This is a genomic window from Pedobacter sp. MC2016-14 (assembly GCF_020991475.1).
Classification (GTDB): Bacteria; Bacteroidota; Bacteroidia; order Sphingobacteriales; family Sphingobacteriaceae; genus Pedobacter.
On record NZ_JAJMPA010000001.1, the window covers coordinates 2,008,367 to 2,032,504 of the forward strand.

A 24,138-nucleotide genomic window follows, 5' to 3' on the forward strand; every position below is an offset into this window, starting at 1 on the left:
AAGAATGCTCAGAAGTGTTTTGATTTTTCTGTGGATGGCTTTTTTCAGTCTATCGGGATTTGCGCAGCCTAAAAAGGCAAAGGCAGGAATTTTTGTAGATAAAAATGGTGTGATGCGCTGGCAAAAAGATGGCTCAGAAGCTTCTTTCTTTGGCGTAAATTATACTGCTCCCTTTGCTTATGGCTACCGTTCTATACAACGCAGTGGCATTTCAGTAGAGCAGGCCATTAAAGCAGATGTCTATCACTTTTCACGGTTGGGGCTGGATGCTTTCCGTGTACATGTCTGGGATGTGGAAATTTCAGATAGTGTAGGCAATCTGCTCAACAATGAACACCTCCGGCTTTTTGATTTCCTGATTGCTGAATTAAAAAACAGAAAAATCAAAACCCTCATCACGCCTATTGCCTTCTGGGGCAACGGCTATCCTGAAAAGGATGAAGACCGGGGCAGTTTTTCCAGTAAATATGGTAAGCAAAAAGCCCTGACCGAAGAACTGGCCATTCAGGCGCAGGAGCGGTATTTAAAACAATTTTTTCAGCATAAAAACCCCTATACCGGGTTGACTTATCAAAATGATCCGGATATCATTGCTACAGAAGTGAATAATGAGCCACAGCACAGTGGCGAAAAAGGACTGACTACACAGTACATTAACCGCATGGTCAAAGCCATCCGCGGAACGGGCTGGACCAAACCAATCTTCTATAATATTAGCGAATCACCCAAGTACGCAGCTGCTATTGTAAAAGCCAACGTACAGGGACATAGCTTTCAGTGGTATCCAACGGGTTTGGTGTCTGGCCATATGCTTAAGGGGAACTACCTGCCGCACGTTTCCAGGTACAAAATTCCTTTTGATACTATTCCTGGTTTTAAAAACCGTGCAAAAATAGTCTATGAATTTGATGCAGGCGATGTAATGGAGCCTTATATGTACCCGGCAATGGCCCGGAGTTTTCGTGTTGCAGGCTTTCAATGGGCTACCCAATTTGCTTATGACCCAATGGCAACCGCGCAGGGAAATACCGAATACCAAACTCATTACCTCAATATGGCCTACACGCCTTCAAAGGCCATCAGTTTACTAATTGCTTCTAAAGTATTTCATCAATTGCCCCGGGGCAAAGCGCAGGGGGCAGATACTGCCTTTGCAGATTTTAGGCTAAGCCATGCGGCTTCTCTAAGTGAAATGAACACAGCTAAAGCATTTTATTATTCAAATAACACCAATTCAAAGCCTGTAAGCCCCAGCCAATTGCAGCATATTGCAGGGGTAGGTAGTTCCTCCGTTTTGCAATATCAGGGTAATGGAGTTTATCTGCTTGATAAAGTTGAACCGGGAATTTGGAGGCTGGAAGTAATGCCTGACGCCATTTACCTGAGCGATCCTTTTGAGCGTAGCAGTCCGGATAAAATGGTTACTGGGATCCAATGGGCAAAACATGAGATAACGATCGATCTTCCTGACTTGGGCAATGCTTACACAATTAAAGGTATAAATGCAGGGAATACATATGCCAGCGTTGCCCAAGGTACTAAACTTAAGATTAGTCCTGGAACGTATTTGTTGAGCCGTAAAAATGTAAGCAGTCAGCTTAATACTGATGGTTTATGGGGCACAATCACACTTTCAGAATTCGTTGCACCTAAAGATACACAGAGCCCGGTTTTGATGCTTTTCGACGCTCAAAAAGACGCAGAGCGGATGATATTATTCAATCCTGATTGGAAACACCGTCCGGTAGCATATCCTACAGCAGAAAGAGCTACATTAAAATTCAGCATGCCCGAAGATCAATCTATCCGGATGCTTGGATTTCAATCCTACTTTGGAGATCGGATAAAGGGAACTGCAGGAGCAGATACACTGGTTGTCCACGCTCGGGCTACAGAATTAATACCAACAAGTATTCAGGTTGGTCTTATGGATAGGCAGGCAAATTTCTTTGCTGCCAAACTAGAGCTAAATTCGGAATTTCAAACCATCAAAATACCTTTTAGTAGTTTAAAGCCGGCTGCACAATTGTTGTTGCCAAGACCTTATCCTGGGTTTCAGGACCTGTATTATAAAGCTACAACTAAGACAACTTTTGAGCTGAAGGAATTGGAAAAACTGGAAGTCACCTTTGAAAAGGGGATAGAGATCTCAGCCATTTATTTGAAATAGCGAAATAGGTAAACACATATGAACATCAGAAAAAAAACATTTAGCAAGGCCGGGCTAAAACTTCTGGCCGCCTCTTTTTTTGCCGTATTGTCCGCCTATGGTCAGAACCGTGTGGAAATTTCGTTAACAGACAACTGGAAGTTCTATAGGGGTGAAAACGAGAAAGCCTACGAAAAAACATACAATGATAAAGCCTGGAAAACTGTAAGAGTTCCTCACGATTGGGCGATTTCCGGACCTTTTGACAAAGAGATAGACAAACAGGTGGTCGCCATTACGCAGAACGGTGAAACCAAACCGACAGAAAAAACAGGTAGAACGGGTGCATTGCCTTACACGGGCGAAGGCTGGTACCGTAACGCCATAGCCATACCCGCGTTGAAAAAGGGACAGCGTACCTTGCTTGTGTTTGATGGGGCAATGAGTGAGCCGCGTGTGTATCTGAATGGTAAACTTGTGGGACAATGGAATTATGGTTACAACAGCTTTTATCTTGATGTAACAGAGCAAGCGCTACCAGGCCAGATAAATAGTCTCGCTGTGCATTTATCCAACCGTCCAAAATCCTCACGTTGGTATCCAGGTGCCGGACTTTACAGAAACGTTCATTTGATCATCAAAGATGAGCTGAGCATTGAGCAATGGGGTGTTTCCATCACTACGCCTGTAATCGATGCCAAACTGGCTAAAGTAAATATTAAAACTAAGGCCAGTGGCGCCAACATCCGTTTGGTTACAGATATTATGGATCAACAAGGCAAAAGACTTAGCTCATCAACTACTGATCAGCGCTTCGCTGAGGAATTCGATCAAAATATTGCCGTTGCAGATCCGAAATTGTGGAGCCCTGAAAGTCCTTATTTGTACACAGCGGTTTCCAAAATATATGAAGGTGATGTACTGAAAGATGAAGTGAAAACCCGTTTCGGGATCCGGGAGATCCGCTATGAAGCAAATAAAGGTTTTAGTCTTAATGGTAAGGTTCGTAAATTTAAAGGTGTTTGTCTACATCATGACCTCGGCCCCCTCGGTGCGGCCATCAATACGGCTGCTTTAAGGAGACAACTGACCATTCTGAAAGATATGGGTTGCGATGCCATACGGAGCTCACATAATATGCCTTCACCAGAGCAGCTGGAGCTTTGCGACGAAATGGGCTTTATGTTCCTGGCAGAGAGTTTTGACGAATGGGCGAAGCCAAAAGTAGAGAATGGTTACCATCTTTATTTTGATACTGATGCGGAAAAAGATGTTGTAAACCTGGTGAGGGCCAACCGCAACCATCCCTCTATTGTGATGTGGAGTTCCGGTAATGAAGTTCCTGATCAATGGGGTGCAGAAGGTGTTAAGCGTGCAAAGTGGTTGCAGGATATTTTTCACAGAGAGGATCCTACCAGGCCCGTCACTGTAGGTATGGATCAGGTTAAAGCTACTATGGAATCTGGCTTTGGCGCCTTATTGGATGTACCTGGTTTAAATTACCGTGTACATTTATATCCCGAAGCATATAAAACTTTTCCTCAAGGCTTCATCCTGGGTTCAGAGACCGCATCAACGGTGAGCTCTCGGGGTATTTATAAATTTCCGGTAGTTAAGGGCAAAGATAAACAGTATGCCGATCTTCAAAGTTCATCTTATGACCTGGAGTATTGTTCATGGTCTAATCTTCCAGATGATGATTTTGTTTTGCAGGATGATATGCCCTGGGTAATCGGAGAGTTTGTGTGGACTGGTTTCGATTATCTCGGAGAACCTACTCCTTATGATGAAATGTGGCCTTCCAGGAGTTCTTACTTTGGGATCTGTGATTTGGCAGGTATCCCAAAAGACAGGTATTACCTATACCGTAGTCGCTGGAACAAAGAGAAATCTACGCTACATATCCTGCCACACTGGAACTGGGAAGGCAGAGAAGGAGAAACGACGCCGGTTTTCGTGTATACCAATTACGATAGTGCTGAGTTGTTTCTGAATGGAAAAAGCATGGGTATACGGAAAAAAAATAAAGAGACCCCCCAGGATCGTTACAGGCTGATGTGGAACGATGTTAAATATGAACCGGGCACACTTAAAGTTGTAGCTTATGGCGCGGATGGAAAAGCTGTTGCAGAAGATAAAGTGATTACCGCTGGTAAGCCCTATAAAATTGTTTTGGAAGCAGACAGGCAAGAAATCAATGCCGATGGAAAAGACATTTCGTACATCACCGTATCTGTGGTTGACAAAAACGGAATTCCCTGCCCTACAGCATCAATGCCGCTGAAATTTAAAGTGAGTGGTACGGGTGTGTATAAAGCAGCTTGTAACGGTGATGCAACCTCTCTGGAGAGTTTTGAATTGCCTACAATGAAATTGTTCAGCGGTAAGTTGGTTGTGTTGGTGCAGTCTACTAAGCAGGCTGGCTCAATCGCGCTTCAGGTAACTGGAGCTGCTGTTAAAAGCGGACTAATTAAACTGCGTTCTACATCTAATTGAAATAAAGAATTAGAATTTGTTTATCTGTTTATTGAAGAAGAGCCTGTTTGCCCTTCTTCAATAAGTTATGATCCTTACTTCTTGTTTAGGTATTGGTTAATTAATAATTTGCAAACTTGTAGCTTTAAATAGTTAAATACATTGCTTATTGTTAAATTCGCATTATGGATCAGAAACGCGTAACAAAGTTATTGGGCAGAAAAGAAGACATTCATCTTGAATATAAAACTGCTTCTAGAGATCAATTACCAAAAAGCCTTTTTGAAAGCATATGCGCTATGCTAAATAGAGAGGGGGGCGATATTTTTCTTGGTGTAAATGATAACGGGACAATACTTGGTATAAATAATGCATACTTAGACCAATTAATTAAAGATCTCGTAAATCTCTCCAATAATCCAAGTAAGCTTGATCCGCCATTTATCTTGCATCCTCAAACTCTGAAAGTAGACGGTAAGATTATACTGCATATTACAGTTCCTGTGAGCTCAGAAGTTCATAAATCCGTCAACGTGGTTTATGATAGAAGTCATGACGGCGATTTTAAGGTAACACAACTTTCCAAGATCGCGGCCCTCTATAATAGTAAGCGGAATTATTACTCAGAATCAATGGTCTGTCCCGCGGTTACGATGGCTGATTTCAAACCGGAGCTATTTGATATTGCACGCAATTTGATTAAGGCAAACAATGCTAGTCACCCATGGATCAACCTGGATAATGAACAGTTCATGAAAATTGCAGGACTATATGGTAAGGATACCAGATCAAACAAAGAAGGACATAATCTAGCGGCTGTCTTGCTTTTTGGAACTGATCAAACCATTCTCAACACTGTTTCTTATTACAAGGTTGACGCCTTAGTCCGTCGTGAGGATATATATCGTTATGATGACCGACTTTATATCCAGACCAATCTTATTGAAGCATATGACCAGTTATCCGCATTCGTAGAAAAGCACCTGCCTGATAAATTCTTTTTGCGTGGTGATTAGCGTATTAGCTTAAGATCTCAAATATTCCGCGAAGTAATTGCCAACTTAATCATACACCGTGAATATATGGATGCAAGCCCATCAACCTTTGTCATTTATAAGGATCGTGTAGAGGTAACTAATGCAAACAATCCCCACGGCAATGGTCTTTTACTTCCCGATAACTTCAGTCCATTCCCTAAAAACCCGCTCATCGCCAAATTTTTCATTCAATTGGGTAGAGTAGATGAACTTGGGTCGGGGGTTATCAATGTATATAGATATTTAAAAGATTACAGCCCGGGAAGAGAACCACAGTTCATAGAAGATAAATTGTTCAGAACAGTTATTCCTATAGGAGGAATAACAACTGCTCCTAATAAGCTAAAAGCTGTAAATAATGACGAAGCTATAAATGAGGCTATAAATGAGGCTATAAATGAGGCTATAAATGAGGCTATAAATACGCAAGTAAAAGAAAGACTTATGAGGGAAGTTGATTACATATATCAACAAGAAGGAGTAACAACAAAGACATTAATAAGTATCTTCCAACTCACCAGAGCAACAGCGCAGCGAGATATCAGACTGCTAAAGGAAGCAGATATAATTACGTTTCAAGGCTCTAATAAGAGTGGAAAGTACGTGCTAACAGATAAGGGAACAGACTTATTCAATAAATTTAAAAACTGAACTGGCCTTAAAACAACAAAAGCTCCAGATTTCTCTGAAGCTTTTTGAAGTGGTGTGGGTCGGGATCGAACCGACGACACAAGGATTTTCAGTCCTTTGCTCTACCGACTGAGCTACCGCACCATCAAACGATATTTATGATTTGACTCATGTTCCTCGTTGTTGGGAGTGCAAATGTAGTTTCTTTTTTCTAATTGACAAATATTATTTGAAAATAATTCGAGCTGTTTAAGGCTGTATTTGCCGTTTTATTGCTTAACCTGCTTTGACCCATGTAGATACTCTCCATAAAAAAAATGCAGATTAAGTATTTAATTTTATTGCTTTTGCTTTTCAGCTTCTTCTTTTGCTTTTTCTTCCGCTTTAGCACGTTTCTTAAAGAAGCCCCTTAGCAGGAAATTACTTTGTAACGCTTCCAGATCCTCATCAAGTTTCTTACTTCCACTTTGCAGGTTGCCCATAATTGCGCGCACCTGATCTGCAGTTTTTGGATCGTTCAATAATAGCCCGGCGGCATTATCGTTTTTAGTAAGCTTAGCAGAGGCGTTATTCAAGTTTTCCGTCATTGCTGATGCAGAAGCTGCAGTTTTCTGCAAAGAAGCCACAGAGGCCTGTAATCTGTTAAATACAGCAGTGTCAGTTAGTAATTTATCAGCCAGCCCACCTTTGGTATTCAATGTCTTCGTAAAGGCATTCAATTCCACTGCCATTTTATCGGCAGCAGCGGTGGTGTTTTTTAAATTGAGCACAATAGCCTTAAAATTGTTTGCAATTTGTTCATCCGCTAATAATGCACCTGCAGTACCTTTACCTTCAACCAGGTTTTTAGCAAGAATTTTGAAGTTCCCTGTTACATCTACCAGGTTTTTATTGTTAACCTGTAAGGTTTTCATGATGTCATCCGTAGAAAGCTCAGTATTTACCTGAAGCTTGTCGCCATCCTCTACAAAAGGAAATTTGGGACTACCGCCAGAAATGACCACAATCTTATTTCCAATCAATCCATCAGAACTGATGCTGGCGCCAGCATTTTTATGAATGTATTTATGGGCATCCTCTTCAATGCTCATGATAACTTGTACCTGCGAAGTGCCGTAAAACTGGATCTTCTTAATGGTTCCGATTTTTACGCCCGAGAACCAAACGTTTCCACCGGTTTTTAAACCTTGTATGTCACTAAACACAGCACTTACCTGGAAGCTTTTTACAAATGCCTTCCGCTGTCCACCCAATGTAAAAATACCTGCTACAAAGATAAGCAGGCCTAAAAATATAAATACTCCAACGGTAATTTGTCGGCGGTTTTCTGATTGTTGCATACTATTATTGAATAAAATTATAATCGTAGAACGGTTTTACGCGCTCGTCCGTTGTGTTAAATACTTCGTCAAAGGTACCCTGACGCTGAAAATGTCCGTCAAGCAGCATCGCTACGCGGTTGCCTACTTCTTTTGCGCAGGTTAAATCATGTGTAATTACAATTGCGCTCGTTCTGTAGCGCTCCTGAACTTCGTTGATCAGGCTGTTAATTTCCAGACAGGTAATGGGATCCAGTCCCGCTGTAGGCTCATCGTACAGCATGATTTCCGGCTGTAATATTAAAGTTCTTGCAATTCCTATCCTTTTACGCTGTCCTCCGGATAATTCAGAAGGCATTTGGTTAATCGTTTGCAGCAGGCCAACGGCATCAAGTGTTTCTTCTACCGCCTTATTCACTTCCAGTTTTGTTAAGGTTTTCCGGTTACGTACCAGCGGGAATTCCAGGTTTTGTCGTACGGTCATACTATCGTACAAAGCACTGTTTTGGAAAGAAAATCCCACCCGCAGTCGTAAGGCCAGCAACTCTTTGTAAGTAATTTCGTCTACTACATTGCCGAGAACTTTAACTGTTCCTGCATCAGGTTTTAGTAGACCAATGATGATTTTAATTAGCACCGATTTACCAGTACCCGATTTTCCCAGCACCACCAGGTTCTCGCCACGGTAAAGATCAAGTCCGGCATTTCTAAGCACATGATAATTACCAAATGATTTGTTTAGTCCGCTGATCTCGATTACTTTCTCTGAACTCAGGTCCGTCTGTGGTTTTTGTTTCATGTTAAGATCTGAATAAGCCAAAAAATTGAACGGAAATTACTTCCTCTATAAAAATAAGGAACATGGCAGTTACCACAGCCGCGTTAGCTGCTTTACCTACACCTTCCGTACCCTTACTGGAATTGTATCCCTGATAGCAGCCCACCACGCCAATGGTAAAACCAAAGAGCACAGCTTTGATGGTAGACGCAGTAATATCAAGAAAAGTGATCTGCTCTAAAGACGATTGGAAAAAAGCCTTGGCACTCATACTTTCACTCATAGATACATTGAGCAAAGCGCCAAGCATACCAATCATTGCCGTGTAAAAGGTAAGGATGGGAATGGTTATGGTTGCCGCCATCACACGTGTGGATACTAAAAACTTAAAAGGATTGGTTGCCGAAACTTCCATCGCATCAATTTGTTCGGTTACCCGCATAGAGCCCAGTTCGGCACCAATGCTGGAGCCAACTTTACCCGCAGCAATAAGGCCGGTAAGCAGTGGGGCAAGTGTTCTCAATAAAGCGATCCCAACCAGCGAAGGCAGCCAGGAAGTGGCGCCAAATTCAGATAAGGAAGGCCTTGATTGCTTGGTAAATACAATGCCGGTGATAAAACCAGTGGTAGAAATGAGCAGTGCAGAGCGGTAACCAATGTCGTAACACTGCCTTAGTAATTCTTTTCCTTCGTAAGGAGGGAGAAATGCCTCTTTAAAAAAACGCGCAATAAATTGGTAAACATCGTATAAGGTTAAAAATATTCTCGATAACCTGCCGGGACCTTTAACTACTTCTTCATCCTGCTGTCCTGCCAGTGCCGAAGTTTTAGTATTATTCTCCATTAATAATCCTTAGTAACATATTTCTTAATTCCAGGCCAGCGTATATCAAAGGCTGAGCCACAATTGGACAAAGTTAGTTTTTGAAATCAGATCCTGTAAATTTAGCCTTACAAATTTGTGTAATATTTTGGTTGGTGGTATTGGATTAATTCTAAATAAACACCATCTTTGCTTTACAAATAGCATATGCAAAATTTAACTACCCAAATTTCCAGCAGTTACGCAGAAGTATTTAGCACCGAAAAAGGCGCTATTTATCAATGTGACAGAGAAAATTGCTGGTTTATTGATTTTGCCGGTAAAATTGCCAGGTTTGATTACCGGAACATTCTGAAGCTTAAACAGGCAATTTACAAGATCGATATCGAAGATATTTTGTTAAACGGTGTACAGGAACCGGATGTGGAGATTATCTTCATTTGTGCCTGCGATGACTGCTATGTACTTTCTTTAGTGCAGGTTATTGAGCTAAAACAACTACTTCAGGGTACTTTTGTGATGTTGGAGTTAAATCACATTATTCAGGATACCTTATACCGGACCTGTTTGTAATATCTGCTGGTGGCGTTAGCTCGTCCTCATGTGCTCCTTTACAAAATGTAAACTGCGCTTTTCCGGCCTTCGCAAGCCTTGCCAGCAAATATCCTAAATCAGCTCCAATTTTATTCGTAATAACTAGACTTAGATTCTTTCCGAATTGTCCTTATTTTCAGCAGTATGGATTTATTGCATTAATTTTGTTCTTGTTATAAGGGAAACAGTTTTGGCTTCCCGGATGTTAAAATAGAAAATACAAGATTATGAAGGATATCATGCGTGTAAAGTGTTTACTCTCGTCAGACGTAGAGGCACTTATTAACCAGCAAATAAAAAAAGAAGCACATTCAGCAGCAATTTATCTTGCCATGGCTTCCTGGTGCAATACCAACGGTTACGATTTTTCTTCTGATTACTTTTTTGATCAAGCTGAAGAGGAAAGAGCTCATCAATTGAAATTTTACAAATATGTACTGGATATGGGTGGAAATGCAATCTCCCCTGAAACCACTAATATCAAAACTGACTATAATTCTTTCAGAGAAGTATTTGAAGATGCCTTAGATCAGGAAATTAGTGTTACCCAGTCTATCAAAAATATTGCTGCACGTTGCTACAAAGAGCAGGATTTTGTAACGCTTGAATTCTTAAACTGGTTCTTTAAAGAGCAAAGAGAAGAAGAATACAAAGCCCGTCGTGCGCTGGAATTGTTTGATGTAATTGGAGAAGAAGGAACAGGAAGATGGGAAATTGATAAACACGTTCGTAAAATTACTTATAACGAAGCGTAATCCGTATCTTTACCAGGCTATTAGAGCACATGCTAACTAAGGTTAGTATGTGCTTTTTTATGCAATTAAACAGCGTTTAGAGGAAAAGAGAACGGAGATAAAACGATGTCAAAAAAAGATAAAGACAAAAAGTCTGGAAAAGACAAGGAGAAAAAGAAGAAGAAAAAGTGCTGTGAAAAGTATTTAAAGGGCAAACGCTGCAGCAATTGCCCGCTGGGATAATTTAGCACAATCAGGTATTTGCCGTTTTAACTGCGCTCTGTCTGCTTTTTAAATAAACAAACATTCCGGTTGCTGTTATTCCAATCAAACCTTCTACTAAAACTGCGGGCCTTGGGCCAATGGCCTGAGCAAGCCAGCCTATCAACAAGCTTCCTACAGGTATAATGCCTTGATAAGCCATTACGTAATAACTAATTGCCCTGCCCCTCATTTCTGGTACAGCATGCGTTTGTATATAGGTATTTATCGCAGAGCTTTGTCCCATCATACCTACCCCGGCAAAAGTCATAAAAAACAATGCGATAGGTAATTGTGGTGCAAAAGATAAAAACAAAAGGCTCATGCCTAAAATTCCTCCTGCAATCATGATCAGTTTCATTAACGTATTGCTGTTTTTAAGATTGGCCAGGTATATCGCACTTACAATAGAGCCTAAGCCTGCCGCACTTTCAAACCAGCTAAACGTTTTTGCATCACCATGAAAAAGATCTTTTGCAAAGATGGGCATTAAAGTGTTAAAGGGAATCACAAAAAGACTGCTCATTCCTATCATCATAATCACACTGCTTAGTTCTTTATCGCCCGAAACATATTTAAAACCTTCATGAAGCTCTTTCCAGATGCTTTTAACAGGTTTAGTAATCACCGGGGTGTGAATGTTCATCATAAACAAACAAATCAATACGGGGATATAGCTCAAAAAATTGCCGATAAAACAAACATCAGTACCAAAAGTGCTCAGTATAATTCCCGCTACTGCCGGCCCGGCAATGCGGGCAAAATTGGTCATGGTAGAGTTAAGCGCAATCGCATTAGGCAGGTCTTCCTTATCATTAACCATTTCTACCATTAATGATTGTCTGCAGGTTACATCAAAAGCATTGATTATTCCCTGAACCAAACTCAGTGCAATAATGACCAGGATATTGTTGTAGCCTAAAAATATTACTGCCGCCAGCACGCCTGCCTGTACCATAGAAATAACCTGTGTAATGACCATGATGCGAAAGCGGTCATGTCTGTCAATCAGGCTTCCTGCGTAAGGAGAAAGTACAAGAGAGGGAATCAGGCTTACAAAGCCTACAACCCCTAGTAATACAGCCGATCCGGTTAACTGGTAAACCAACCAGCTCACCGCGGTCTTTTGCATCCAGGTGCCGATAAGGGAAATGGATTGTCCGTAAAAAAAGAGTTTAAAAGTGCGTGATTTGAGTGATCTGAAAACCGTCATATTGCTGCGCTGTATTGTAACAGCAAATTTCGATATAAATTTTAGAGTGGTAAAATTGATTGTTTTAATGATATTGATTAGTTTTAACGATTAATAAAGAAGGGCAACATGGAACTTAGACAGCTCAACTATTTCATAAAAGCGGCAGAAATGTTGCACTTTACCGAAGCTGCGGCAGCATCCTTTGTAACACAGTCTACATTATCGCAGCAAATCAAACTTTTGGAAGAAGAGCTGGGCATGTTGCTGTTTGATAGGGTAGGAAAACATGTAAAACTTACAGAGGCAGGTAATTTATTTTTATACCATGCAAGGCAAATAGCGCTTGATGTTAAAAAAGCACAGCAGGCCATCTTTGAATTGAATAACCTGGTTATTGGTGAGCTTAAAATAGGGGTAACCTATGCCTTCAGCTCTATGTTGTTGCCTGCACTGGCACCCTTTTCTTCTAAATATCCCGGAATTAAAATTGTGTTGGAATACGGCACTGCATCAGAACTGGAGCAGAAATTAAAACAGGCAGAGTTAGACGTTATCCTTGCCTTCCATGATCAGTCTGACAATGAAGGCCTCGAAATGGAATCTCTGTTTTCTTCCAGGATCACTATGGTGGTCGCTAAAAAACACCCTCTGGCAAGCCTGCAAAAAATATCGCTGGCCGAGCTGGCAAATGTAGAGCTGATTTTGCCCAGTAAAGGTTTTAGTTCAAGGGATTTACTGGATGATTTGTTCCTGAAAAAGAAAATCAGTCCCCTTATTAAAGTTGAAGTAAATGATGTGCATTCGCTTTTATCTATGGTAAATGAGGGGAGCTGGGCCACCATCATTAACGAGAAGGCCATCCTTAGCTGGGATGACCTGGTGGTCATTCCTATTGCTGGAAAAGAATATTACAAACAGGCATTTATATTGTGGCAAAAAGGTGTGTACCGCAAAAAATCAGCAACCTTATTTGTGGATGAACTCATTAACATATTCCAGGTAGGCTAGCCAGATAGCTACTTACCGGTACCATAAAAGCAAGCTCTGCAACGTGGCTCATAGCTCTCTTTCTCGCCAAGTAACACACGGTCTGCGCTAGCTACTTTACGGTAAGAATACATAGCCGGAAGGCCACAGCATACGCAAACGGCATTTACTTTGGTAACCAGTTCGGCAATGGCCATTAACGCCGGTACAGGTCCAAACGGCTTTCCGGCAGAGTCCATATCCAGACCTGCTACAATTACCCTGATGCCTTTGTTGGCGAGTGCGGTACAAACTTCCGGAAGGTTATCGTCAAAAAACTGTGCCTCATCAATCCCAACCACCTGGGTATCGGCATTCAATAAAAGAATAGCAGACGAATGATTAACTGCAGAAGAGGGTATCGCATTTGCATTATGAGATACCACATCCGTTAAGTGGTACCTGGTATCTGTTGCAGGTTTAAATATTTCGATTTTTAGCTTCGCAATTTCCGCTCTTTTTAACCTGCGGATCAGTTCTTCTGTTTTGCCGGAAAACATAGAGCCACAAATTACTTCAATACTTCCGCCATAGGTTCCCCTCCGGTAATTTTGCTCGCTGAATAACATGTTTAATCACTTTTTAGAACCGCTAATATCGAAATTTTATAGTACTTTTGAATTGCAACTTACCAACAAAACACCAATTTTTTCGTTATTAATGTATGATGAACCAGGAAGATGTTTTTAAAAAGATCGGCTCAATTTTAAATGAGATCAATGACCAATATGAGTTTTTAGCTCAAAATCCGGCACAACTCAATGAACTTGAATTGGAGTTGTTTCTGGCCAATGCCAGCTTTTTAACAGATCATATCCAGATCCTGCAAAAAATTAACAACAGTAAGCCCGTTAAGGCCATTACCGAGCATAGTGAAGTTGCAGCTCCTGTAGCAGCGCCTGTTCCGGAACCGGAAAAGGTGATCTTGCTTCCAGAGGTTCCGGAAATCAATGCTGAACTGGACCAGGATATTTTTAAACTTGATAACGAACCGTCCAGCTTTGAGTTTATATTGAGTGAAGGCCCCTTGTCTGATAAATTTGATTTTGAAGAGAAACCTCTAAACGAAATATTTGACAGACCTTTAAGTGAAGAGGAACAACAGATTATCCTGCAAAAACAGAAACTTCATCATCCTAAAGAAGAAGATCTATTTGAAGAGGAACCTTTAGTTGAAGATGAAATCGGTCCTGAACCATTCCTTGTTCCTAAGCAAGAAGAACCTGTTTTGATAGAAGAAGAGGAGCGTCCTGTAGCAGTAGAAGAACCTGTAGTGACAGAGGAACCGGAGCCCGCAGAAGAGCTTGAAGAAATAGCAGAAGTGGAGGAATTAGCAATAGAGGAACCGGAGCCTGTACAGGTAGCACAAGCCCCTGCGGCAATTGAAATTCCTGTAGCACCTGTTCAGGAAGAACCTGCTACAAAACCTACCTTAAATGAATTGCTGGCAAATAGTTTAGGTGTTAAACCTACTGTTCAGACAGAAAGTGCTAAACAAACAATTTCAGATCTTAAGCAGGGCATTACACTAAATGATAAGCTGCTGTACATTAAAGATCTTTTTAACGGATATAACCTGGCCTATGCCGAGGCAATAGATCTGCTCAATAAAATGGCCGATTTTAATACAGCGGATAGCTTTTTGCAGAAAAACTACGCCGTTAAAAACAATTGGACTGCTAAACAAAGTACAGCAGATCAGTTTTATGAAGTGTTAAGGCAGCGCTTTCCTATATAAAGCCCATCCGGTTAGCGTCCAGCTTCAAAAAGATAAACAGCAAGACTGTAAAGCTCCATAAAGAAGACCCGCCATAACTAATGAAAGGCAGCGGAATTCCTATTACAGGGATAATGCCAATGGTCATGCCTATATTGATAAAGATATGGAAGAAGATGATACTGGCCACGCAGTAGCCATATACACGTGAAAAGGTAGAACGCTGTCGTTCCGCAAGGTTAATAAGGCGCAGCAGCAGAAATGCAAATAGCGAAATCACTACCGCGCAACCTGCAAATCCCCATTCTTCACCTATGGTAGAGAAGATAAAATCTGTACTTTGTTCTGGTACATAGCCATATTTGGTTTGCGTACCTTGCAAAAAGCCACGGCCTGTAAGCTGCCCGGAGCCTATCGCAATCTTAGACTGGTTTACATTATATCCGGCACCTTTAGGATCAGTTTTTAAGCCCAGCATAATCTCAATCCTGGTGCGTTGATGTGGTTGAAGCACTGAAGTATAAGCCAGTTTAACCACAAATAAGTAAACAATGGCAATCAGTACAGCAAGGGCAATGGAAAATAACACTTTTTGCTTTCGCTTATTTTGAAAGGCGAAAAATCCACCAACAGCCAAAATGACTGGGACGATAATGTAAGGCGGCAGGAGGAAATCTGCCACAAACAAGACGATCATGCCGAGGAAAATCAGCAGAAAATATCCGGATAAACCTTCCCTATAGAGTGGAAACATAAAAGAAAGAAATACCAAGGCAGAGCCGGTATCTGGCTGCAGCATAATAAAAAACAAGGGCAGGATGACGATGACCGCAGCAAAGAAAATGGATTTTATGTCCCTTAATTTGGGTGCATAACTACTTATGTATCGTGCAAGCAGCAGCGCCGTTCCAAATTTTGCAAATTCTGAAGGCTGGAGCCTGAAACTTCCCAGCGGAATCCAGGCCTGATTTCCGGCAACTTTTCTTCCGATAACCAGTACTACCAGCAGGAGGAATATGGTGATGCCATAAATAATTGGGGAAAATACACTAAAAAATTTAGCGTCCAGGAGTAGGATGGAAAGCCCCAGCACTAATCCGGTCAATATAAAAATGAGCTGCTTACCGTAATTGCTGCCAAAACTAAAAACGGTAGAAGTATCAGGATTGTATATGGATGCATAAATATTTACGAAGCCGATGGTACAAAGGCAGATGTAAATCAGGATGGTAATCCAGTCTACGTTAAAAAAGAAACGGTTTCCCTGCTGTACACTCATTTTGCGCGTTGGTTGGTTATAGGAGTTACATTTGTTTGTTTTCCGGCAGAGTCTGCTGTTTTGGGAGCAAGCTTCACTTTAGGTTTGGCTACCTCTGGCAGCACCACCTGTTTTTTCATCCATTCTACCTGATCCAGTCTGTAGCCGGAAATTTTGCCTGTTAAATATTTTTCTACCATATAGCTGGAGATAGGTGCAGCGTAGGTACTACCAAAACCGGCATTTTCTACCACTACAGCAATGGCAATTTTCGGATTTTCACGTGGCGCAAAACCAATAAACACCGAATGGTTTTTTCCGTGCGGGTTTTGTACTGTTCCTGTTTTTCCGCACATAATGATGTTGGGTAAACGTGACAGTACCGCAGTTCCCCAGGGGGCATTTACCGCATCCTGCATCCCATCAATTACAGGCCTGAAATGTGCCGTGTCTATTCCCACATAGTTTTTTGCGACGTATTCCTTTTTGATCAGTTTATTTTCTCCAACTGCCCTGATCAGGTGTGGTTTAACGTAAAAACCTTTGTTGGCAATAATTGCCATAATGTTGGCCATTTGCAGCGGTGTCGTATTCATTTCACCCTGTCCAATTGCCAGGGAGATGACTGTAGTATAACCCCATCGGTTCTTATATCTTTTAGAATACTCTTCGGCGGTATATAAGGTGCCCTTTCTTTCATAAGGCATATCAATGCCCAGAGGAGCGCCAATACCAAATTTTCTTACTTTAGCTTCCCATTCCGTGTAAGCCAGTTGCTGGTTTTTAAAGCGTTTCTGCGTCATCAGTTTTGCAAAAACATTACAGGCATAGGTATTGCAGGAACGTGCAAGGCCTCTTCTCAAGCTGATGTTGCCATCCACGTGTTCACATTTTACTTTATGGTTTCCGGCCATATAATAACCCGGACAGTTAAACGTCATGTTGGGGTCAATCACACCCTCCTGTAAGCCAATTAATGCATCAAGAGGTTTAAATGATGATCCGGGTGAATAATATCCGGATAAAGGTCTCACATTCAACGGACGTTTAGGGTCCCTCAAAAGCTCCATGTACCGGTTGCCTACATTTCGGCCTACCATGCTATTGGGGTCATATCCGGGGCTACTCACCATGGCCAGCACTTCACCGGTTGCAGGTTCAATGGCCACAATACTGCCAATTTTGTTTTGCATCAGTTGTTCGCCCAGTTTTTGCAGCTCAATATCCATAGAGGAATACACGCGTTCACCAGATCTGGCCAGGGTATCGAATTTCCCTTCAGAATAACTTCCCTGAGGCACATTATGCACGTCATAGATCATATTGGTTACACCACGTTCACCCTGCAAAATTTCATTGTATTGTTTTTCAATACCCGTTCTGCCAATGTAATCACCGGGACGGTAAAAGCCTTCGCTTTTCTCAATATCTTCTTTCGTAACCTCTTTAATGTAACCAAAAAACTGTCCGGCCACACTATCGGGATAATGCCGGATAGTCCTGTTTTGAACCAGGAAGCCAGGAAATCTGGATAGCCTTTCCTGCAGGGCACCATAAATTTCTACAGACAATTGTTTTTGAAATATGGAAGGCTGATAGCGGGATTGTACTTCTGCTTTATGGAAACTTTTTCTAAACTTTTCCATGTCAATGCCTATGATGTTGCAGAGGTCCAGCGTGTCAAAAGGTTTTACCTGATTAGGAATAACCAGTAAGTCATACACCGGGATGTTTTCCACAAGTGTACGGCCCTTGCGGTCAAATATAATCCCACGGGCAGGAAAAGTATATATTTTCCGCAATACATTACTTTCCGCAGAGAGAAAATATTTGTCACTGGCCACCTGGATATAGAAAAGCTTTGCCAGCAGGATGAGGCAGACCAGTAAAAATAAACCCTGAATTGTATATTTTCTATTGAAAAGATTGTCCATTAGCGCATTTTCCTGTTATAAAAGATAAACTCTATCAATATAACAGTAACCAGTGTAAATATAGCACTAAATAAGCAGCTTAAAAGGGTATAGCCCAGTTCTGAAAATTTAAATGCTTCCAGCAGGAAAAGAACAATGTGGTGTGTGCTGATACACAGGAGTGCATAAAGTAAAAACCATTTAAAGCCCATGTTGCCTAAAGTAGGGGCTGGTTCATCAAAATTATCACGGTTTACACTCACCGATATAAAAAGTATTCGCACAAAAGCCAGCATGGTACAAGCTGCGGTATGTACGCCAATGGTATCATAAAATGCATCAAGCGTTAAGCCTGTTCCAAAGGCAATGAGGTATAAAAGGATATTAGGTATGCCAAAAGGAAGCAAGAGCAAAAACAGTACGTATACAAAGGGCGTGGCCAGGTCATAAAAACTCATGTTCCTGAGCAAAAAGATTTGCACAAACAATAAGATGATCCATCTAACGCAATTGACAAGTATAATTTTGCTATTCATGGGGTATTTTAGCTTCTAGGTCCTTTTCCTCAGCGGCAAATTTATCTTTTATAACATAGACATATTGTAAGGTACTAAAGTCGTTAAACAGTGCCACTTCAATAGTCAGGAAGTTATCACCTGTGGCAATTCCCGCATTGGTGATGCGGCCTACCGGAATCCCGGGAGGGAAGGAGCCAAATCCTGTCGTCACTACCGTATCCCTTAAACTCATTTTGTACTGATTAGGGATGTCTTTTACATAAGCTTTAAGAAAGTCTGAATTCCGCTCGCCCCATACCAATGAGCCCAGTGCCTGGTTTTTCTTAATTTTAACACTGATCTTGGTATCTTTATGCAATAAGGATTGTATAGTAGCCAAATGCTCGGATACGTCCCTTATAAAACCGACCACACCTTTTCCCGGGGAGATCACCGCCATACCTGTTACAATGCCATCGGCTTTGCCTTTATTGATGGTGATGATGTTGTTTCTTAAGCGGATAGAGTTTTTGATGACACGGGCTGCGAGGTAAGTATACTGATATTTGGTCAGGGTGTCCTTGACCAGTGTATTGGTTGCGCTGTCAATATGGTTGAGGGCGAATAAGGCCTGGGTCAGTTTAGCGTTTTCAGCAATTAAGCTGTCGTTTACCTGACCCAGGTTAATGTATTTTTTAAAGACGTTTAGTCGCTCATACGCTGTCCCTACTACCTCATTAGTAGAATTAACAGTCACGCTGTGCTGGTAAACATTATTCTTAATGGTAAATACGATGCCAATGGTAAAAAATATGATAAACAGAAAAAAAGCATTGTATCTGTTTATGAAAATCCAAAGGTTACGCATAGAAAGTTTTTACCTGCTTATTGCATTAAAAATTTGAACCCACCGATATTTTTCAGTGCAATACCAGTACCACGAACAACCGCCCTGAGTGGATCTTCTGCAACATGCACCGGAAGTTTAGTTTTCGCAGCCACACGCTTATCTAATCCACGCAATAAAGCGCCACCGCCAGTAAGGTAAATACCGGTTTGGTAAATATCTGCTGAAAGTTCTGGAGGCGTAATCTCCAGTGCTTTTAAAATGGCCTCTTCAATTTTAGAGATAGATTTGTCCAGGCAATGTGCGATTTCTGTATAAGAAACCGTGATTTGCTTAGGTACACCAGTCATCAGGTCTCTTCCTTGTACTGCAAAATCTGCAGGCGGATCAACCAGTTCAGGTAAGGCAGCACCAACTTCAATTTTAATTTTCTCTGCTGTACGGTCGCCAATCATAATGTTGTGCTGACGGCGGATGTAATTTACAATGTCGGAGTCAAAGTTATCACCCGCCACGCGGATAGATTGGTCGCATACAATTCCAGATAAAGCAATCACCGCAATTTCAGTAGTACCACCGCCGATATCGATGATCATGTTTCCCATAGGCTCTTCCACATCAATTCCAATTCCTACTGCTGCGGCCATTGGTTCGTGGATTAAGTATACCTCTTTAGCACCAGCAATTTCTGCTGAATCCCGTACTGCACGTTTTTCAACTTCCGTGATTCCTGAAGGGATACAGATCACCATTCTTAAAGAAGGGAACATCCATCCTTTACCGCCGTTGAGCATGCGGATCATCCCTTTAATCATGGCTTCGGCAGCGTTAAAATCTGCAATTACACCATCTTTTAAGGGTCTTACGGTCCTAATGTTATCGTGTGTTTTACCTTCCATTTGCATCGCCTGGCGCCCGATTGCAATGATTTTATTAGTCTGCCTGTCAAACGCCACTATAGAGGGCTCGTCGACTACAACTTTATCGTTATGTATAATCAGGGTATTAGCGGTGCCCAAATCGATAGCAACCTCTTGTGTAAACCAGTTAAATAAACCCATTTATATGGTGATAATTTATGTATTAAAAATTCTGTATACTTATACTAATGTAAAACTACATCTTTTTATTGTATTAGCCGCTAAATAATTAGTGTTTAAAATGCCTAACACCAGTAGTTACCATTGCAATTCCTTTTTCGTTAGCCATGTTAATGGAATCCGCATCTTTAATGGAACCGCCAGGTTGCAAAACAGCTGTAATGCCTGCTTCGGCAGCAATTTCAACGCAGTCAGGGAAGGGGAAAAAAGCATCAGAAGTCATCACCGCACCTTTGATGTCAAAGTTAAATGCTTCAGCCTTTACAATAGCTTGTTTTAAGGCATCTACCCTGGAGGTTTGGCCCACTCCGCTGGTAATCAGTTGACTGTCTTTAACAAAAACGATGGTGTTTGATTTGGTATGCTTAACAATTTTGTTGGCAAAATATAAGTCTTTCAATTCAGCTTCGGTAGGTTTTTTCTCCGTAACGGCTGTCATTTGCTCAGGGCCTTCAATTACAAGGTCCTTGTCTTGCTCAATTACACCGTTTAATAAAGTTTTAAACTGTTTGGTGCTCAGCTCAACCTCATTGCGCTGTAAGATTACCCTGTTCTTTTTAGCTTTAAAAAGTTCTACTGCCGCAGGCTCGTACGCAGGTGCAATAAGTACTTCAAAAAATAATTTATTGATTTCTGTAGCTGTAGCCAGGTCAATTTCACGGTTCGCAATCAGCACACCGCCAAATGCAGAAACCGGATCGCAGGCCAGGGCCACATTCCATGCTTCTAAAATGGTAGCCTTACTAGCTACGCCGCAAGCATTGGTATGTTTTAAAATGGCAAAAGTAGGCTCTTCAAATTCGTCTATCAAAGCTACGGCAGCATCTACATCTACCAGGTTGTTGTAAGAAAGTTCCTTACCGTTCAGCTTTGTAAACATCTCATCCAGGTTGCCATAAAATACTCCCTGTTGGTGAGGGTTTTCTCCATAACGTAAAGTCTGGGCCTGGTTGATGCTTTGTTTGAAAACGGTTAAAGGTTCTTCTGCATTGAAATAATTGAAGATGGCCGAATCATAATGTGAGGAAGTATGGAAAGCTTTTTTAGCGTATGCTTTACGTTGTGCTAAGGTTGTTTCTCCATTTTGAGCTTCCAGTTGTGCCTGTAAATTGCTGTAATCATCTTTAGATGCAAGAATAACTACATCATTGAAGTTCTTCGCAGCGGCCCGGATAAGGGAGATACCACCGATGTCTATTTTCTCGATGATTTCAACATCAGATCCGCCAGCTTTAACGGTTTCTTCAAATGGATACAGGTCAACGATAACCAGGTCAATTTCAGGAATTTCATATTCAGCAATCTGTGCCTTATCTTCATTTAAGCTCCTGCGGTTTAAAATCCCACCAAAAACTTTAGGGTGTAAAGTTTTTACACGACCACCTAAAATAGAAGGGTAGCCAGTAAGGTCTTCTACAGCAGTTACAGGTAAATTCAAGTCTTTAATGAATTGCTCTGTGCCTCCGGTAGAGAACAATTGAACACCTTGTTGTGCAAGAAGGCGAACCAATGGTTCTAAACCGTCTTTGTAATAAACTGAGATTAAAGCGTTTTTGATCTTTATGGATTGACTCATCGGAGATAAATTTTGAGCCGCAAAAGTACCGTTTTTTCTTTTAATGGCAAATGCTTGTTGATAGTATTTTTAGTGAAATAATATCGATAAGAATAACGCAAAATGGATCGAAGACAATTTTTTCTTCAGAATGGCCAGTCCTCTAAATTTTTGACTGTATACCGTATTTCTACTGATGTTTAATTGTGCAGCTACTTCGTCTGGTGATAAATCCATTTCGTAAAGCAATTTGATGATTTTAGCACACTGCGCCGGCAATGCATTGATTTCTTGCTGAATTTCATCCCAAATTTCCGCGTAGATAATGTTTGTGACGATTGGATCCTCAACTATATCCTCCTCACTCAAGAAAGAGAACAATTTTTTAGATCTTCGTTGCTCTTTATCTTTGTAATTTAATGCCGAGTTGCGGGCGCAGACATATAAAAAGGACTTCAACGTCTGCATCGTTGAAAAGTCACATCTGCGTTCCCAAAGTTTGTGAAAAGCATCAACGGCAAGCTCCTCTGCAACGTCACTTTCATGTATAAACTGATCTGTAAACAAACAAAGTCGATTGTATAAAGAATTAAATATTAGATTTAACGCCTTCTCGTCCCCGGCACTAAAACGGCTCAGGAGCGCCTCCTCATTTTCGAAGTTTGAGTTTTTGATCATGCCCGCTTATTACGAATAAATCTTATTTTAACAGACTCTTAATGAGCTTGCCAAGCCAAGTAGTTTATATTTGATGCGGTAAATATATGCTTTAGCTAAGTAAAAAGGAATAGCAATTTTAAATTAATTCTATCGTGGGTTTCTGAGGTTTGATCGCATTTTTCAAAACCTAAAAAATATTTTCAATTGCTTTGAAGATGTGATAGGTGTTTTCTGTTTTATATATAAACCAAATTGGTAATGAACCAAAATAACATTGAACGGGCCCTGCGAATAAGTTCGCTGGTTAAAAGATATTTAAATGAAACGCTGAGCGAACAAGAACGTCAAGAACTTGATCAATGGTTTATGCAGCACCCTCAAGAACGAAAAGATGTGCAGAATTTGCTGCAACAAAAGCTGAGGGATTACTCCCCCGATGCTTCGAAAAAGTACGGATTGGAGCAATCTTATGCGCAATTGATTTCGAGGATCAGTGACAAAGAGTTGCGAACTTCCAAGCCTCCCACCAGCTTTAGAACTTTTTATCAATTTGCTGCTGCTGCCGCAGTGGTTATAATTGTATCCATTGGAATGCTTCTATTTAGACGGCAGAACTATACATATTTAGAGGCTAATAGTGGCGCCACCAAATTTCAGACGGCTAGAGCAAAAGGTGTGGAGCTTACCCTTACAAATGGTAAAAAGTTTAATTTGGAGATTCAAAATGCGGGTGTAATCGCATCGGAGCAACAGGCAGTCATCACCAAGCAAAAAGGGAATGTACTTAGTTACCAATCAACACAAGCACCGCAGGAGGAAAACTCAAACGCTTTAAATACGCTTACCATACCTCGTGGAAAGCAATATCAGATCGTGCTTCCCGATGGTAGCAAAGTCTGGCTCAATGCGCAAAGTACCTTGTCTTTTCCTAATAACTTCAATAAAAATGAGCGTCTGGTGTCGTTGGTAGGTGAGGGGTATTTTGAAGTTAATCACTTTTCGGCATGGCCATTCCGGGTTAAAACACAGCACCAACAGGTCGAAGTTCTTGGTACTGTATTTAATATAAGTGCATATAATGATGATAGTCAAGGTGTTACTACTTTAGTTACAGGATCTGTTAAGGTGTCTGACCAAAAAAAATCGCAATTGCTCAAGCCAGGTCAATTGGCTGTCAAAGTGAATAGTGCAGTTGGTTTTAGCATAGAAGAAGCGGATATCGCAGAAGCCACAGACTGGAAAAATGGCAAGCTTGTATTCAAGGACGAGAAAATTGAAAGTTTAACACAAACACTTTCGAGAACATTTGACGTTGACTTTGATATCGATGAGCGTATTAAAGGACAACATTTTAGCGGAAACTTTTCCATTAAAAACGGACTGAATAATGTACTTCGCAACCTCGAACAGACTGGGGCAATCTATTTTAAAGTTAATGGAAGGAGGATCAGCGTTATGCCATAATTTACTACTGTTCCTTATTGATAATTAAGTCATAAAAAAGGTTAGAAGCGCGGCAACGCTTCTAACCCCAGCTTTACAGCTTAATTGGCTATCAAAACTTTTTTAA

At 41.1% G+C, this 24,138-nt stretch carries 21 protein-coding genes and 1 tRNA gene; 9 read left to right on the top strand and 13 right to left on the bottom strand.

The features are described 5' to 3' along the window. The first annotated feature begins 4 nt into the window (after positions 1-4). From LPB86_RS08415 to LPB86_RS08430, 4 genes are all read left to right on the top strand, one after another. On the top strand, positions 5-2,170 hold the full coding sequence (locus LPB86_RS08415) for a membrane or secreted protein (RefSeq protein ID WP_230642320.1): 2,166 nt from the start codon (positions 5-7) through the stop codon (positions 2,168-2,170). 18 nt (positions 2,171-2,188) lie between these two features. Next, positions 2,189-4,645, top strand: coding sequence for a beta-galactosidase GalB (gene galB / locus LPB86_RS08420; RefSeq protein ID WP_230642321.1), 2,457 nt, complete (start codon positions 2,189-2,191; stop codon positions 4,643-4,645). Between the two features lie 164 nt (positions 4,646-4,809). After that, positions 4,810-5,640, top strand: coding sequence for a helix-turn-helix domain-containing protein (locus LPB86_RS08425; protein WP_230642322.1), 831 nt, complete (start codon positions 4,810-4,812; stop codon positions 5,638-5,640). A 66-nt stretch (positions 5,641-5,706) separates the two neighbouring features. Further along, positions 5,707-6,312 carry an ATP-binding protein gene (locus tag LPB86_RS08430; protein WP_230642323.1) on the top strand — a complete coding sequence of 202 codons (606 nt, stop codon included), beginning with the start codon at positions 5,707-5,709 and terminating at the stop codon, positions 6,310-6,312. A 50-nt stretch (positions 6,313-6,362) separates the two neighbouring features. On the opposite strand, the gene LPB86_RS08435 is transcribed toward LPB86_RS08430, so the two are convergent. The 4 genes from LPB86_RS08435 to LPB86_RS08450 form a co-directional block, all read right to left on the bottom strand. Continuing rightward, positions 6,363-6,435, bottom strand: a tRNA-Phe gene (locus tag LPB86_RS08435). Between the two features lie 194 nt (positions 6,436-6,629). Then, on the bottom strand, positions 6,630-7,631 hold the full coding sequence (locus tag LPB86_RS08440; protein WP_230642324.1) for an MlaD family protein: 1,002 nt from the start codon (positions 7,629-7,631) through the stop codon (positions 6,630-6,632). A 4-nt stretch (positions 7,632-7,635) separates the two neighbouring features. Next, the gene (locus tag LPB86_RS08445) at positions 7,636-8,409 is read right to left on the bottom strand and encodes an ABC transporter ATP-binding protein (protein ID WP_230642325.1); all 774 of its coding nucleotides are present in this window, start codon (positions 8,407-8,409) and stop codon (positions 7,636-7,638) included. A 1-nt stretch (position 8,410) separates the two neighbouring features. Continuing rightward, positions 8,411-9,232 carry an ABC transporter permease gene (locus LPB86_RS08450; RefSeq protein ID WP_230642326.1) on the bottom strand — a complete coding sequence of 274 codons (822 nt, stop codon included), beginning with the start codon at positions 9,230-9,232 and terminating at the stop codon, positions 8,411-8,413. A 186-nt stretch (positions 9,233-9,418) separates the two neighbouring features. Between LPB86_RS08450 and LPB86_RS08455 the strand changes: the two genes are divergently transcribed. Together LPB86_RS08455 and LPB86_RS08460 are read left to right on the top strand one after the other, a co-directional pair. Beyond that, positions 9,419-9,784, top strand: a complete 366-nt coding sequence (locus tag LPB86_RS08455) for a hypothetical protein (protein WP_230642327.1) — start codon at positions 9,419-9,421, stop codon at positions 9,782-9,784. A gap of 248 nt (positions 9,785-10,032) precedes the next feature. Then, positions 10,033-10,560 carry a ferritin gene (locus LPB86_RS08460; RefSeq protein WP_230642328.1) on the top strand — a complete coding sequence of 176 codons (528 nt, stop codon included), beginning with the start codon at positions 10,033-10,035 and terminating at the stop codon, positions 10,558-10,560. A 232-nt stretch (positions 10,561-10,792) separates the two neighbouring features. Here LPB86_RS08460 and LPB86_RS08465 read toward each other — a convergent pair whose 3' ends face one another. Further along, complete coding sequence (locus LPB86_RS08465; RefSeq protein WP_230642329.1) at positions 10,793-12,013, bottom strand: MFS transporter; 1,221 nt, start codon at positions 12,011-12,013, stop codon at positions 10,793-10,795. Positions 12,014-12,121: 108 nt separating this feature from the next. Between LPB86_RS08465 and LPB86_RS08470 the strand changes: the two genes are divergently transcribed. Then, positions 12,122-13,003, top strand: coding sequence for a LysR substrate-binding domain-containing protein (locus LPB86_RS08470; RefSeq protein ID WP_230642330.1), 882 nt, complete (start codon positions 12,122-12,124; stop codon positions 13,001-13,003). 8 nt (positions 13,004-13,011) lie between these two features. Here LPB86_RS08470 and LPB86_RS08475 read toward each other — a convergent pair whose 3' ends face one another. Beyond that, positions 13,012-13,590, bottom strand: coding sequence for a thymidine kinase (locus LPB86_RS08475; protein WP_230642331.1), 579 nt, complete (start codon positions 13,588-13,590; stop codon positions 13,012-13,014). 95 nt (positions 13,591-13,685) lie between these two features. On the opposite strand from LPB86_RS08475, the gene LPB86_RS08480 reads away from it, so the two are divergent. Further along, positions 13,686-14,759 (top strand): hypothetical protein, encoded by a 1,074-nt coding sequence (locus LPB86_RS08480; RefSeq protein ID WP_230642332.1) that lies wholly within the window; start codon positions 13,686-13,688, stop codon positions 14,757-14,759. Here LPB86_RS08480 and rodA read toward each other — a convergent pair. The 7 genes from rodA to LPB86_RS08515 all read right to left on the bottom strand — a co-directional run bounded on the left by rodA (position 14,752) and on the right by LPB86_RS08515 (position 22,586). Next, positions 14,752-16,017 carry a rod shape-determining protein RodA gene (gene rodA, locus LPB86_RS08485; RefSeq protein ID WP_230642333.1) on the bottom strand — a complete coding sequence of 422 codons (1,266 nt, stop codon included), beginning with the start codon at positions 16,015-16,017 and terminating at the stop codon, positions 14,752-14,754. The genes LPB86_RS08480 and rodA overlap by 8 nt on opposite strands. Then, entirely contained in the window at positions 16,014-17,930 is a 1,917-nt protein-coding gene (mrdA, locus tag LPB86_RS08490) for a penicillin-binding protein 2 (protein ID WP_230642335.1), read from the bottom strand. The genes rodA and mrdA overlap by 4 nt, the downstream gene beginning before the upstream one ends. Continuing rightward, on the bottom strand, positions 17,930-18,445 hold the full coding sequence (locus LPB86_RS08495) for a rod shape-determining protein MreD (RefSeq protein ID WP_230642337.1): 516 nt from the start codon (positions 18,443-18,445) through the stop codon (positions 17,930-17,932). The genes mrdA and LPB86_RS08495 overlap by 1 nt, the downstream gene beginning before the upstream one ends. Continuing rightward, the gene (mreC, locus tag LPB86_RS08500) at positions 18,438-19,274 is read right to left on the bottom strand and encodes a rod shape-determining protein MreC (RefSeq protein WP_230642338.1); all 837 of its coding nucleotides are present in this window, start codon (positions 19,272-19,274) and stop codon (positions 18,438-18,440) included. Before mreC ends, LPB86_RS08495 begins: the two co-directional genes overlap by 8 nt. 17 nt (positions 19,275-19,291) lie before the next feature. After that, complete coding sequence (locus LPB86_RS08505) at positions 19,292-20,314, bottom strand: rod shape-determining protein (protein WP_230642340.1); 1,023 nt, start codon at positions 20,312-20,314, stop codon at positions 19,292-19,294. A gap of 88 nt (positions 20,315-20,402) precedes the next feature. Continuing rightward, entirely contained in the window at positions 20,403-21,929 is a 1,527-nt protein-coding gene (gene purH / locus LPB86_RS08510) for a bifunctional phosphoribosylaminoimidazolecarboxamide formyltransferase/IMP cyclohydrolase (RefSeq protein WP_230642342.1), read from the bottom strand. 69 nt (positions 21,930-21,998) lie between these two features. Then, complete coding sequence (locus tag LPB86_RS08515; RefSeq protein WP_230642344.1) at positions 21,999-22,586, bottom strand: RNA polymerase sigma factor; 588 nt, start codon at positions 22,584-22,586, stop codon at positions 21,999-22,001. Positions 22,587-22,826: 240 nt separating this feature from the next. Here LPB86_RS08515 and LPB86_RS08520 point away from each other — a divergent pair, with 240 nt between their 5' ends. Then, a complete protein-coding gene (locus tag LPB86_RS08520) occupies positions 22,827-24,032 on the top strand; it encodes a FecR family protein (protein WP_230642346.1) in 1,206 nt (401 codons plus the stop codon). Positions 24,033-24,138: the final 106 nt, after the last annotated feature.